This is a genomic window from Paenibacillus sp. 598K (assembly GCF_003851045.1).
Lineage (GTDB): Bacteria > Bacillota > Bacilli > Paenibacillales > Paenibacillaceae > Paenibacillus_D.
In genome coordinates, this window is the sequence record NZ_BFBX01000070.1 from 79133 (window position 1) to 91833 (window position 12701).

Sequence of the window (12701 nt, forward strand, 5' to 3'; positions counted from 1 at the left end):
CTTGCGAAGCTAGCTTTTCTGCGAAAAGCTCTCAGGCGAACGCTTCGCTTCTACAGCCTCCCTCTCCTCTCCACGCTGCTTCGTTCGTATATTTCGGGTTCGCCCTACTAGGAAAGTAGATGTAGTAGAGAACAATTAAATATTTTTGTATACAAAAATATTTAATTGTTGACTAAAATGAAAAACGGGATTTATAATGACATCGAGACATGAAGCCGGGGCCGCCGAGGCGGCGAGCAAGAGGTGGAAGCGTTCTCAAATCGAGCAAAGGGGATCGTACAATGAAAAGAAAAGCAATCCAGGTTATCCCGGTCATGGTTCTCTGCATGTTGATCTTCCTCACTGGCTGTACATCCAACAACGGCGGCAATACGCCGACGCCTGCGCCCACCCCGGACAAAGGGGAAGAGGTGACGACGCCCGCTCCCGAGGAGAGCGGCGGCGAGGACGATGACAAAAGCCAGTACACAGGCACCGTAAAGGTGCTGCGCGAGTGGGGAGAGGCGCAGCCGAACAAAGCGATGTTCGACGCGCTCGCCATCGCCTTCATGGAGGAGTACCCCAACGTCAAAATCCAGTACGTGCTCGACGGCGGAGCAGGCTCGCTACCCACCTACGTAGCCGCCAACGACAGCCCGGATCTGGTCATGACGTATAGCGCGATGCCGCACTTCCTGAAGGATAATCTGCTGGAGGATCTGATGCCGTACATGGAGCGCGACGGCACGATCGGCAAGGACAACTACGTCGACGCTTCGTACAGCAAGTATGTCGTGGACGGCAAATTGTATGGCTTGCCGTGGAACGTGGATCCGAACTTCCCGCTCTATCACAACAAAAAGATTCTCGAGCAGCAAGGCATTAACGAGGTGCCGAGCATCCAGACGCTGGAGGAGCTTGGCGATTACCTGGAGCAATTCTGGATCGTCAACAACGGCAAACAAGAGATGACGAGCTTTGACCCTTCGAGCATCTGGGGCACGGCCACCGCCTTTATGACCTGGTCCTTCCTGAATGGCGCTACTGCCGAGGAAATCTACGATCCGGTCACCCGGAAGGTGGGCTACAACAATCCGAAGATTGTCGAAGCGATGGAATGGATGGCGGACTTCTATCAACGCAACGTGGACGCCGGGCGTCTGGATGAGCTGAAGAAAACGTTGCCGGCCGACACCGATCTGTTCGACGCCAACAAGATGGCCGTCAGCTATGCCTACACGCAAAAAATGCGCGACGAAATGGACGTGCTGTTCACGGCGCTGCCGGACGAATCGCTGTGGGTCGGCGGCTACGGCTTCTCGATGGTATCGACCGCTCCGAACAAGGAGTCGGCGTTCCAGTTCCTGAAGTGGCTGACCACCTCTGAATCGGCGGCGCGAATCTCCTACGATATCCTGGGCGTCATCCCGGCGCAGAAGTCGGTGCCGTACCTCGAAGAGCTGGCTAAGGCGGACCCGCTGCTGCAACTGCGGCTGGACATTATGAGCAAGGTGAAGAAGTACCCGCCGCTTACGCCGGTCAGCTTGCCGGATACGTTCGAGGCCGACTTTATGGCGGTGCTGAACGGCACATCGAGCGAGGACCCGCAGTCGTTCCTCGACAACTTGACCAAGACGCTGCAGCAGCAGGTCGACGACTACTATAAGTAAGATCGAACCGTAACCGCACGCTTCTTCCTGGAGAGTTCTGTCCGAGCGCCCCGCATGGTCAACCGAAATTGCGAATTGTTGACAAAATCAAGCGGCAGTTGTTATGCTGGTCAGAAAAAAAGGAAGCTGTTGCCCATGAGTCCATTTAACGATGCTTTATCCCGATCGCACCATACGAAGGAAGTCGTAAGACAGCTCCGCAAGGAGCTGATCCTGGGGAAATACCCGACGGGCTCAAGGCTGATCGAGGCGAAGCTGGCCGAGCAAATGGGCATCAGCCGCGCGCCGATCCGCACCGCGCTGCAATTGCTGGCCCAGGAGGGGCTGGTCGTCAATCTGGCCAATGGCGGCACCGAGGTGATCGGCTGCTCGCCGAAGGACGTCAGAGATATTTTCGAGCTGCGTCTGCTGCTGGAGAAGACGGCGTTGCAGATCACCTTCAACAGTCCGTCGTTTCGCTACAGACCGTTGTTCGACGCGATGGAGCTGCTGGAGTCGTACAAGGCCAAGCCGGACGAGGTGACGAGCGAGGTGACGTCGAATCTCGACATTGCCTTTCACCGCAGCCTTATTCTGATGGCGGACAACAACGCGATGACCGTCGCCTGGAACACGATGGCCAATACGATCCAGGCGATCCTTGAGATTACGAATATGACGATGAGCTCCTATGAGGAGTTTTGTCTGGCCCATCGCCAGCTGGCCGACATGATCATCCAGAAAAACGAGGCCTGCATCGGTGAGTTGGAGCAGCACATTACCAATGCGATGAATATTATTATCGCCCGGATGGAGCAGACCATCGCTTAGCCGGGCACGGACGGAGGAGGATCGCCCGCAGGACGACTCGCGCGGAGCGATCCTTTGCTGTCTCTATATCCACTGGCAGAGGAGTCTCGCGATGAAGAGAATGGAGCTGATCGCTTGCCTGGAAGACCTGGGCTGGCGGCACCGCGCGCTGGCGCTTGACGGCGACGGGTGGCTCGTCGCGCTGGAGCGGGGCGGGCGAGTCATCGGACTGTATCCCGATCCCGACGGGCCCAACATGCTGTGGACGCACCCTGCTCTGTCCGACAGGGCGGCTGCCCGGCGTCGGTTCGTCGAGGAGCAAGGCTGGAACCTCGGCGGCGAGCGGGTGTGGCTCGGCCCGGAGCTGGAGTATTGCGTCGTATCTGCGGGAGAGCAGGTCGAATATGTCGTGCAACGGTCGATCGATCCGGGCGCTTACCGGCTGAGCGGGACGGAGCCGTCGGCGACGTGGCAGCAGGAGGGGGAGGCTCGCTTGTACCGATCGGAGGAGACGGCGCGATTCCGCCTGACGCGGACAGTCCGTCCGAGCGCCGATCCGCTGAGGCTTTGTCGGGCGCGACTCGGCAGCGCTTACAGCTATGTCGGCTACGCCTCGGAGATCGAGCTGTCGGCGGTCGGCGCCGAGCGCGAGCTGCCGCTGTCGAGCTGGTCGATCGTCCAGGTGCCGGCAGGCGGCTGCGCTTACGCTTCGACCTATGGGCGAGCGCGACCGACCGATTTGTTTGCGCCGACCGGACCTGAGCGGCTATCCGTAGACGACGGCAGCATTCGCTTCGTGCTCGACGGCCAGTCGGCGCACAAGCTGTCGCTCCGCAGCTCCCAGACGACAGGACGCTTCGGGTATTGCAGAGCGGACGAGGGCGGCTTGTACAGTCTGATCGTCAGACAAGCCTTTATCGATCCTTCGTCGGACTACCTGGATACGCCGTGGCTGGCGCCGGACGACCGCGGACATTGCGTGCAGCTGTACAATGACGACGGTCGGCTCGGCGCATTCGGCGAGCTGGAGCATCACGCGCCGGCGGCGAGGCGAGAGGCGGCGACGGGTCTGTATACGAGCCGCGACCGTTCGCAACTATGGTGCTACTCGGGCACGCGTCGCGCGATCTCCGACATCGGACGCGAGCTGCTCGGCGTCGAGCTCTTATATTGATACTACAGACTCCATAGGGGGCAGAAGGCATGAATCCAAATGAACAACCGTATCTGAATGCAGTCATCGAGCCGGCAGGGGACGGCTACGAGATCTGCTATCGCACCGGGATGACGGTGTACAATGAGCTGTTCAGCGGCGGACAGCTGATGAGCGGAGGCTGGAACGGCGCAGGCTACCGGAGCAACGTCATTACGTTCCCGCGCATCCCGCGTCTGGACCCGGACAGCTTCGTCGAGCCGCATGTATTCCGCCTGGATGTGGACGGCATGTCGCTCGACTCGCACTGGCGCTGGGTCGGCAGCGAGCAGCAGCGGGAGCAGCGCGGGCTGCGCGTGACGATCGAGCTGCGCCATGAGCTGCGTCCGATCGTCGTCCGGGTGCATACGCTGCTGGACGGCACGCCGATCCTCACGCGCTGGCTGGATATCGTCAACGCGGGCGACCAGCCCGCTGCGCTGGGAGCGGTCGCAACGTGGAGCGGCGGGCTCCAGACAACCAAGCATTGGGAGACCTATCTGAAGGACGGAGATCCGCTCTACTCGATCGGCTACATGGCGGACCACCGCTGGGGCGGCGAGGGGCAGTTCCAGTGGAGGCCGCTGCCGCAGGATCGCTTCGGCTTTGGCCGCGGCCAGCGCCATCGGCATCCGATGTTCCTGCTCCGCAACGAGGCGACCGGCGAGCATTTTGTCGGCCAGCTGGCCTGGTCGGGCGATTACGAGTTCATGTTCGAGCTGGACGCCGATCCCGGGGGCGCCGTGATGGGGCATGACGGACATGCGCATCTCTCCTTCCGGATCGGACCGCGTGCCCCGTCGCCGCTGCGCGTCATCGCGCCCGGCGAGGCCGTGGCCAGCCCCGAGGCGCATCTGGGGATGCTGTTCGGCGGTCTCGACGAGTGCATCCAGGCGATGCACGACCATATGCGCCGGTCGGTATTTACCATCCCCGAGGCGCGCGGCAGGGGCAACTGGGTCGAGATGGGGCTGGGGGCCGAGGTAGAGATGAGCGAGGCGATGACCTATCATCAGATCGAGGTGGCCGCCGAGCTGGGCGTAGAGGTATTCTTCATCGATGCAGGCTGGTATCTGCCGCCCGGCGACGAGCACCAGATGGGCGAGCATCTGGGCGACTGGCGCGTCGATCCGGTGCGCTATCCCGATGGGCTGCAGGCGATCCGCGACAAGGTGCGGGAGCACGGGATGCTGTTCGGCCTATGGGTGGAGATCGAGCGGCTCGGCAAGCTGACGGAGCTGTATCGCGAGCATCCGGACTGGTACTCCACAGCCTACAACGGCGTCAACAGCACCGAGCGGATGGGCGGTATGATCGACTTTGCCCGGGACGATGTCGCGGCGTGGGCGGAGGCGACGATGGCGCGCGTGATCGAGGAGCACGAGCTGGACATGTTCCGTCTGGACTATAACGCCGGACATCTCAAGGGCGGCGGCTATACGATGCGCGACGGCTATGTCGAGAACAGCTACTGGCGGTATTACGAGCATTTCGACGCGATCTTCGATCGCCTGAGGAAGCGCTTCCCGGACGTCATCTTCGAGAATTGCGCCAGCGGCGGCGCCCGGACGGATATCGGTACGGTCCGGCGTTTCTCGCATACGTGGGTGACCGATTGGCAGGTTGCGCCCCGATCGTTCAGCATTACCAACGGCATGACGATGGCGCTGCCGCCGGAGTACGTGGACCGTCTGGTGGCGGGACAGAGCGGGCATGTGGCGGCGGACATGGCATTCCAGATGCGCCAGCTGCTGTTCGTCAGACCGACGGTCAGCGTGTTCCATCCGCTCGGCAGCGAGGGCAATCCGCAGCAGCTGGCGATCGTCAAGCATCATCTCGAGCTGTACAAGAGCTTCGTCCGAGGCTTCATGAATACCGGGCGCATCTACCATCATACGCCGCAGCTCGACGGCTTCGAGCCGAACGGCTGGGGGGTGCTGGAGCTGGCTTCGCGGGAGCGGGATCGCGGCATCGCCGGGCTGTTCCTGCTCTCCAATGCCAAGGAGCATCGCTATCACCTCCGTCTACGCGGGCTCGATCGATCGCGGATGTACAAGGTGACGTGGGACAACAGTGCCCAGAGCGCCGAGCTCAGTGGCTTTGTCTTGATGGAGCAAGGGATTACGGTTCGTCTCGAAGGCGCGCTCACCTCGGAGCTGCTCGTCTTCGAGGCGATCTGACAAAGGGAGGGAGAGCGACGGATGAATCGAATCCTGCATGCAATGATCGACAAGTACCCCGAGCTGGACGCTTGCGCCCCGCAAACAGAGGCGGCTTATGAAGCACTGAAGCGCGTATTTGCCGCCGGGGGCAAGCTGCTCCTGTGCGGCAACGGGGGCAGCGCGTCGGATAGCGAGCATATTGTCGGCGAGATGATGAAGTCATTTATGCTGGAGCGACCGGTGCCGCCGGCGTTCAGCGAGCGGCTGCAGGCGTTGTACGGCAATGGGGAGGGAGCCGCGCTGGCGGGCGGGCTCCAGGGCGCGCTGCCTTCGATCTCGCTGGCCAGCCATACCGCCTTCCTGAGCGCCTATGCCAACGATGCTGCGGCGGATATGGCCTTTGCCCAGCAAGTATACGGCTACGGCAAGCCGGGAGATGCGCTGCTGGCGATCAGCACCTCCGGCCATTCGGCCAATGTAGTGAAGGCGGTCCAGATCGCCAAGGCGCTGGGCATGACGACGATTGGTCTGACCGGCGGCAGCGGCGGCAAGCTGCGGGAGCTGTGCGATATTGCCGTCTGCGTGCCCTACGAGTCGACGCCCGACATCCAGGAGCGTCATCTGCCGATCTACCATACGCTATGCATGATGCTGGAGGAGGCGTTTTTCCACCGATGAGCAAGCTGATCGCAGGCATCGATATCGGCGGCACGAAGTGCGCAGCCAGTGTGGGAGAGCTCTCTGAGGAAGGGCGGCCTCGGATCGTCGGCAAGATCAGGTTCGCCACCCCGCCCTCGCCCGAGGAAGCGATCGCGCGGCTGCTGGACGGGCTGCAAGGGCTGCTCGGCGAGGCGGGAGGGGCGACGCCAGAGGCGGTCGGCGTCAGCTGCGGCGGCCCGCTCGACAGCCAGCGAGGCCTCATCCTGTCGCCGCCCAATCTGCCGGGCTGGGACCGCGTCGATATCCTCTCGCCGCTGCGCGAGCGGTTCGACGCGCCCGCTTATCTCCAGAACGACGCCAATGCGTGCGCGCTTGCGGAATGGCGCTGGGGCGCCGGGCAGGGCTGCCGCAACCTGGTGTTCCTGACCTTCGGGACCGGGATGGGGGCAGGTCTGATCCTGGATGGCCGACTATACAGCGGCACCAACGATCAGGCCGGGGAGATCGGTCATATGCGGATGGCGCCGGACGGGCCTGTCGGTTATGGCAAGGCCGGCTCGCTCGAGGGCTTCTGCAGCGGCGGAGGGATCGCCCAGCTCGCCAGGGAGATGGTCTGGCAGCATAACGGGCGCGGCCTCGTCTCGGAGCTGTATGCCGCAGGCGACGATCCGAGACTGCTCACTGCGGAGCATGTCGGTCGCGCGGCCAGAGCTGGCGACGAGCTGGCGATCGATATCTTGCGGCGCTCGGCTCGCAAGCTCGGGATGGCGGCGGCTGTGCTGATCGATCTGCTCAATCCGGAGCGGATCGTCATCGGCAGCATCTATGCGAGGCAGCAGGAGCTGATGGAGCCGTGGGTGCTGGAGGCGATCCGCCGCGAGGCGCTGCCGCTCTCTAGCTCCGTCTGCCAGGTCGTGCCTGCGGCGCTGGGCGATGCGGTCGGCGATTATGCGAGCTTGTCGGTAGCGACTTTGCATAGCGATAGTTAAGGGGGAGGAGCAGATGCGGTTGAATCGGCGAAGGGCGGGATGGAGCCTGGCGGCCGCGCTCGCGAGCGCGGCTGTGCTGACGGCGTTATGGCTGAATGGAGGCGATGGGGGAGAGATGACGACGAAGCAGCCGGATACCCTTACAGGGACGGCCCCGGACGACAGTCCGAGCGGGACGGGAGCGATGCAGGCGGGAGAGGACAGCGTAGCGGTTACGGTCGATTTGTCCCGGACGGGGCCGCTGCTGACCAACAAATTTTCCGATCTCAGCCAGTGGGAGCTGGGGATGGACTGGCTATCGGAAGCGCTGGCGCAATCCGAGGATTATATGCGCACCCGCTATCCCTTCGTCCGGCGCGTGCAGCTGATGAGCGCCAGCGGCGGCTCGGAGACGCGCGATCTGTTCGTCAATCCGCTTGATCGTCAGACGCTGGACGATTACGATTTCTCCCGCTTGGGCACAGCGGTCAAGCATATCTTGCGGCAAGGGCTGAAGCCTTCTATCGCGACAGGCAATGTGCCGCTGAAGTACAGCGCGGAGCCAACCATCGGCGGCTTTGGCGTCAATGTCCGTCCGCCGGACGATGATGAGGTGTATTACCGGTACATCCGCGCGCTCGCGCAATACATGGTCGATCGTTTCGGCCTGGACGAGGTCCGCACCTGGACCTGGCGGGCGCTGGTCGAGTATGAGAATGTCGACTGGTTCGACGCGGGCGATCCCGAGTCGACCAAGCAGGCGTATTTCAAGCTGTACGATTATACGGTGGCCGCGCTGGAGGAGGTCATCGGGGCGGAGCATCTGCATGTCGGGGCTCATAGCATGACGAACGGCCCCGGCTATTGGGACGAGCGCGAGTTTATCGATCATGTCGCGCACGGCACCAACTATTATACGGGGCAGACCGGGACACAGCTCGACTTCCTCAGCTTCTCGTATTACGATGTGATGCCGGGCCAGCGCTCGCCCGAGCCCTATACGCTCGCAGCCAATCTGGAGCTGTTGCGCGAGCGAGCGCTGCAGAATGGACTCACCGAGCTGCAATACGGCGTCGACGAGGGACGCATCGCCTCCGGCCCGGACAGCAAGGAGCTGTTCCCGCGCTCGGTCGCGACGAGCTATCAGTCCGCCTACGACGCCAGGCTATTCAAAGAGATGCACGATATCGGGCTCGATTATTTCGCCAAATGGTACGTCAATACGGAGCGCGTCTGGTCCGGCGTCGATGGTATCGATCCTGTCGGCACGCATCTGGCGAACCTGGCATACCGGATGACGGGAGGCAAGCGTGTAGCGGTAGAGGCGGCGGAGCCGGTGGCGCTCTCTACCAATGAGGTCGACGGCATCGCAGCCTACGACGAAGCTGCCCGGACTGCGCGGCTGCTGCTCTACAACTTTAACGAAGCGCCGGACGGAGGCGCGGCGGAAGCCGTAGCCATTGGCTTCGACCGCGTGCGGGCGGCGGGCGACACTGTGAAGGTGACGCAATGGATCATCGACGACGAGCATGCCAATTATTGGCCGCAGTGGCAAGCCGACCTGGAGGCGCATGGCGTGGCCGAGGACGACTTTGGGAGCTGGTCGAGCCATAGCTGGACGATTGGCAGCGTGGCCAGCCCGCGCATCCAGAAGCTGTGGTACGATCGCATCGAGCAATACCGGGCGCTCTCGAGGCTGGAGCCGCTGGAGACGACAGCCATCGTCGAGGATGGGCAATTGCGGCTGACCGCCCGGCTGGCGCCGCAGGCCGTTGTATTGTACGAGATTGAAGGGATCGAGCCGCTGGACTAGGGCGGGTTTGCAGACACGCCCCAGTCGGGTCTACCCTTCGAGCTGCTGCTTCATAAGCTTGTAGCGGCTTGGCGTCGTGCCGACGAATTTTTTGAATTGGCGCATGAAGTGGGTGTCGTTCTCGTAGCCGCACATCCCGCTGATGGCGCTGACCGACAGCTTCGAGTGGGCGAGCAGGTACTTGGCGTACTCGAGCCGGGCATTGATGATATCCGAGACGACGGAGCAGCCGAATAACTGCTTGTACATATGCTGGAAATAGGACTTGCTCATATTGAGTCGGGCTGCCAGCAGCTCGACCGAGACGGCTTGATACGGGGCATTGTACAGCTCGTTGCGCAAGCGCGAGAGATGGGGATAATGGCGATTCGACGAAGCCAGGCTTGCCCATTTCTCGCGCAGGCTGAGCAGCTTCATAAAAAACGCCCGCAGCTCGCAGTCGATGATCCGCGGCTGCAGCCGACTGTTCTGCGACAGGGTGCTCTGCAGCTCGAGGATGCAGCGGGAGACCCAGTTGGCGTCCTCGATATGGACAGGCGTGTCGAGCGGGAAGCCGATCTCTTCGAGGAAAGGCTCAGGCGCGTCGATTTCGCAGTGGAACCAGTCGTTCACGAACGGCTTCTCCCGATCTTTGTATTGATGGCTCGTATGAGGCCCCAGCAGGATGCAGGTATTTTTGGCCACCGCCGTTGGCGTGCCGTCGATGACCACATCGGCGAGACTTTTGAATAGCACAAACGCATAGTTCCCCGCCCCCTTGGGCCGATTAATCACAATTCCCTCCTCATGCACGTAGTGGTACCCGCAGTTGATCAAGCGAATCATCCTTCACCCCACCTTGTCGAATAGTCCATCTGCTGCACATCTCGCTTGGCAAAAAGCATGTTAGGTCAGTTTTTCGTTATGTAGTGCATTGAATGCGCATGATGGCGTGCCTATACTAATTTTATACCACTTACATATTTACTTCCATATCCACTATTTAATTCATTCGCAGTTTCGTCACAATTCCTCCCCCACCATGAGTGCATGAGCGCAATGCATATTCCGCCTGGCCGCCTTTCGCACGACATCCTGAACAGATATCGCGAGGTGAGTACGATCAAAATTGTCCTAACTGGCGCTGCTGGCTTTATTGGATCGAATCTGGCGGCACGACTGATCGACGACGGGCACGAGGTGATCGGCGTCGATAATTTCCTGACCGGTCAACGCGATAACCTGGCTTATTTGCGAACGCTTTCGCGCTTCACCTTTATCGAGCATGATGTCATCGAGCCGCTGTCTATCGCAGGAGACGTGGACTGGATCATGCATTTTGCCAGCCCGGCGAGTCCGCCGCGCTATCTCCGGCATCCGGTCGAGACGCTGCGCGTCAACAGCGAGGGGACGCGTCATCTGCTCGAGCTGGCCCGCGACAAGGGCGCGCAGTTTTTTCTGGCTTCGACGAGCGAGATCTACGGCAATCCGGACGTCCATCCGCAGCCGGAGAGCTACTGCGGCTACGTCAATCCGATCGGCGCGCGCAGCTGCTACAACGAGGCGAAGCGTTATGCCGAGGCGCTGACGACGACGATGAGCCGGCAGTACGACATCCCGATCCGCATCATCCGCATCTTCAACACGTTTGGTCCGCGCATGGACCTCAAGGATGGCCGCGTCATTACGAACTTCATCCATCAGATCCAGTCGGGACAGCCGCTGACCGTCTACGGCGACGGCAGCCAGACGCGGAGCTTCCAGTATATCGACGATCTGCTGGAGGGGATCGTGCGGCTCATGGATGTCCCGTACGGACAGCCGGTCAATCTCGGCAATCCCGAGGAGTACAGCATCCTCGAGATCGCGCGGATGACCCGGGAGCTGATGGGATCGCAAGCGCCGATCGAGTATCGGCCGCTGCCGGAGGACGATCCCCGGCGCAGGAAGCCAGATATCTCGCGGGCGCGTCAGCTGCTCGGCTGGGAGCCAAGGGTGCGGCTGCGCGATGCGCTCGCGCACACGATCCGTTATTATCAAGGCCAACCGCAAGGCCAACTAATCCACGGAATGGGGGATCTATAATGGAACAGCAAATTATCGCCATGATCAGCGAGCTGAAGGAGGACCCGCAGCTGGCGTCGAGCCTGAACGGCCAATCGGACATTATGGAGGACGGCGGCCTCGACTCGCTGCAGATGATCAGCTTTATCTTGAAGGTGGAGGAGCAGTTCGGCGTCGAGATCGACTTTGAGACCTTCGACTTCTCGCTCATGTCGTCGGTCGAGGGCTTCTGCCAATATATCGCCCAGATGCGTCACACCGCCTCGGCATGAGTGTGACCGCGAACGGCAGGTACGGAGTGAACAGCGCAGAAGGCGTCGATGGCGTCAATGGCGCGAACCGGGAGGCTGCGCCGCGATTGACGATGGGGATGTTCGACGCGGAGCGGTTTTGGCGCGATCCGGGGCTGGCCCGTCTGCCGGCCTTTGCCGATCGGGCGGCAGAGCGCATCGTCGCCGCGATGGATGAGCTGCTGTTCGCGCTCTGCGAGCCGGATGATCTGCTCGTCACCCGTTACCGGATGGATGCCCATCATCTCGCCTATCTGCATGAGATCGGCTTCCGGTTCGCGGCGAGCCGCGCCGATCTGGACGACGAGAGCGAGGAACGGCATGAGGGCAAGCCGGGCGAGGAGGCGACGGTGTTCGACCTGCTCGCTCGCAGCCTGCCCGAGCGGATGCTGGGCGCAGGCTGGCCGGAGGGCGTCTGCCTCTCGCCCTTCGCCGTCATCCCCGGCGTCGCGCAGGCGGCTGCCGCGCATCGGCTGCGGCTCGACTGTCCGTCTGCGGAGACAGTCCGCGAGGTCAACTCCAAGCTCTACTCGCTGGAGCTGGGACGACGTCTGGGCGTCCCGTCGGACAGCCGGATCGTCTACTCGCATGAGGAGCTGCTGGCGCGCGGCCTGGAGCTGCTGCGTCAGGGGAGCTTCCTGATCAAGGACGAGTTCGGCGTCTCCGGCAAGGGCAATCTGCTGATCGAGTCGGAGTCGATCCTGCGCCGCATCGCCGCGCATCTCGCTACGCAGTCCGGACAAGGCAAGACGGTGCGCTTTATCGTCGAGCCGTTCCTGCGGAAGGCGCTGGACTTCTCGTGTCAATTCCGCATTGCAGCGGACGGCGGCTATCGTTTTATCTCGGTGCAGAAGGTCGTCAACACAGGCTTTGCGTACCAGGGCTCCTTTACGGCGGATGAGCGGCTGCTGGCGATCCTGCTCGATGCCGATTACTTCGAGCTGATGCGCGAGGTAGCGCGGGAGCTGTATCGCTCCGGCTATTACGGCGACGTCTGCGTCGACTCGATGCTGCTGGAGGATGGCCGCGTCGTGCCGATCGTCGAGATCAACGCGCGCAAGTCGATGAGTCTGATCAAGCATCGGCTCGACCGCCAGCTGCAGCAGGAGGGGGCTTCCGGCAGCCTGACCTCCGG

Annotated in this window: 11 protein-coding genes; 10 read left to right on the top strand and 1 reads right to left on the bottom strand. The window is 61.8% G+C overall.

Annotation, left to right across the window (positions count from 1 at the left end; translation table 11 throughout):
* The first annotated feature begins 281 nt into the window (after window positions 1–281).
* The 7 genes from PA598K_RS20085 (at window position 282) to PA598K_RS20115 (ending at window position 9233) form a co-directional block, all read left to right on the top strand.
* Window positions 282–1649: an extracellular solute-binding protein gene (locus PA598K_RS20085; RefSeq protein WP_185602123.1), complete on the top strand. Its 1368-nt coding sequence runs from the start codon at window positions 282–284 to the stop codon at window positions 1647–1649.
* Window positions 1650–1784: 135 nt separating this feature from the next.
* On the top strand, window positions 1785–2459 hold the full coding sequence (locus tag PA598K_RS20090) for a GntR family transcriptional regulator (RefSeq protein ID WP_185602124.1): 675 nt from the start codon (window positions 1785–1787) through the stop codon (window positions 2457–2459).
* A gap of 91 nt (window positions 2460–2550) precedes the next feature.
* Window positions 2551–3612, top strand: coding sequence for a DUF6786 family protein (locus PA598K_RS20095; protein WP_128658676.1), 1062 nt, complete (start codon window positions 2551–2553; stop codon window positions 3610–3612).
* A 29-nt stretch (window positions 3613–3641) separates the two neighbouring features.
* Window positions 3642–5810: an alpha-galactosidase gene (locus PA598K_RS20100; RefSeq protein ID WP_128658677.1), complete on the top strand. Its 2169-nt coding sequence runs from the start codon at window positions 3642–3644 to the stop codon at window positions 5808–5810.
* A 21-nt stretch (window positions 5811–5831) separates the two neighbouring features.
* Complete coding sequence (locus PA598K_RS20105; RefSeq protein WP_128658678.1) at window positions 5832–6470, top strand: D-sedoheptulose-7-phosphate isomerase; 639 nt, start codon at window positions 5832–5834, stop codon at window positions 6468–6470.
* Window positions 6467–7441: an ROK family protein gene (locus PA598K_RS20110; protein ID WP_128658679.1), complete on the top strand. Its 975-nt coding sequence runs from the start codon at window positions 6467–6469 to the stop codon at window positions 7439–7441. The genes PA598K_RS20105 and PA598K_RS20110 overlap by 4 nt, the downstream gene beginning before the upstream one ends.
* 19 nt (window positions 7442–7460) lie before the next feature.
* On the top strand, window positions 7461–9233 hold the full coding sequence (locus tag PA598K_RS20115) for a GH39 family glycosyl hydrolase (RefSeq protein WP_185602125.1): 1773 nt from the start codon (window positions 7461–7463) through the stop codon (window positions 9231–9233).
* Window positions 9234–9263: 30 nt separating this feature from the next.
* Here the strand turns inward: PA598K_RS20115 and PA598K_RS20120 are convergent, their stop codons facing one another.
* Window positions 9264–10058 (bottom strand): helix-turn-helix domain-containing protein, encoded by a 795-nt coding sequence (locus PA598K_RS20120; RefSeq protein WP_128658681.1) that lies wholly within the window; start codon window positions 10056–10058, stop codon window positions 9264–9266.
* 267 nt (window positions 10059–10325) lie between these two features.
* On the opposite strand from PA598K_RS20120, the gene PA598K_RS20125 reads away from it, so the two are divergent.
* The 3 genes from PA598K_RS20125 to PA598K_RS20135 all read left to right on the top strand — a co-directional run.
* On the top strand, window positions 10326–11297 hold the full coding sequence (locus PA598K_RS20125) for a UDP-glucuronic acid decarboxylase family protein (RefSeq protein WP_260405510.1): 972 nt from the start codon (window positions 10326–10328) through the stop codon (window positions 11295–11297).
* Complete coding sequence (locus tag PA598K_RS20130; protein WP_128658683.1) at window positions 11297–11548, top strand: acyl carrier protein; 252 nt, start codon at window positions 11297–11299, stop codon at window positions 11546–11548. The genes PA598K_RS20125 and PA598K_RS20130 overlap by 1 nt, the downstream gene beginning before the upstream one ends.
* Window positions 11549–11574: 26 nt before the next feature.
* On the top strand, window positions 11575–12701 hold a 1127-nt coding region (locus PA598K_RS20135), incomplete at its 3' end, for a hypothetical protein (RefSeq protein ID WP_185602126.1).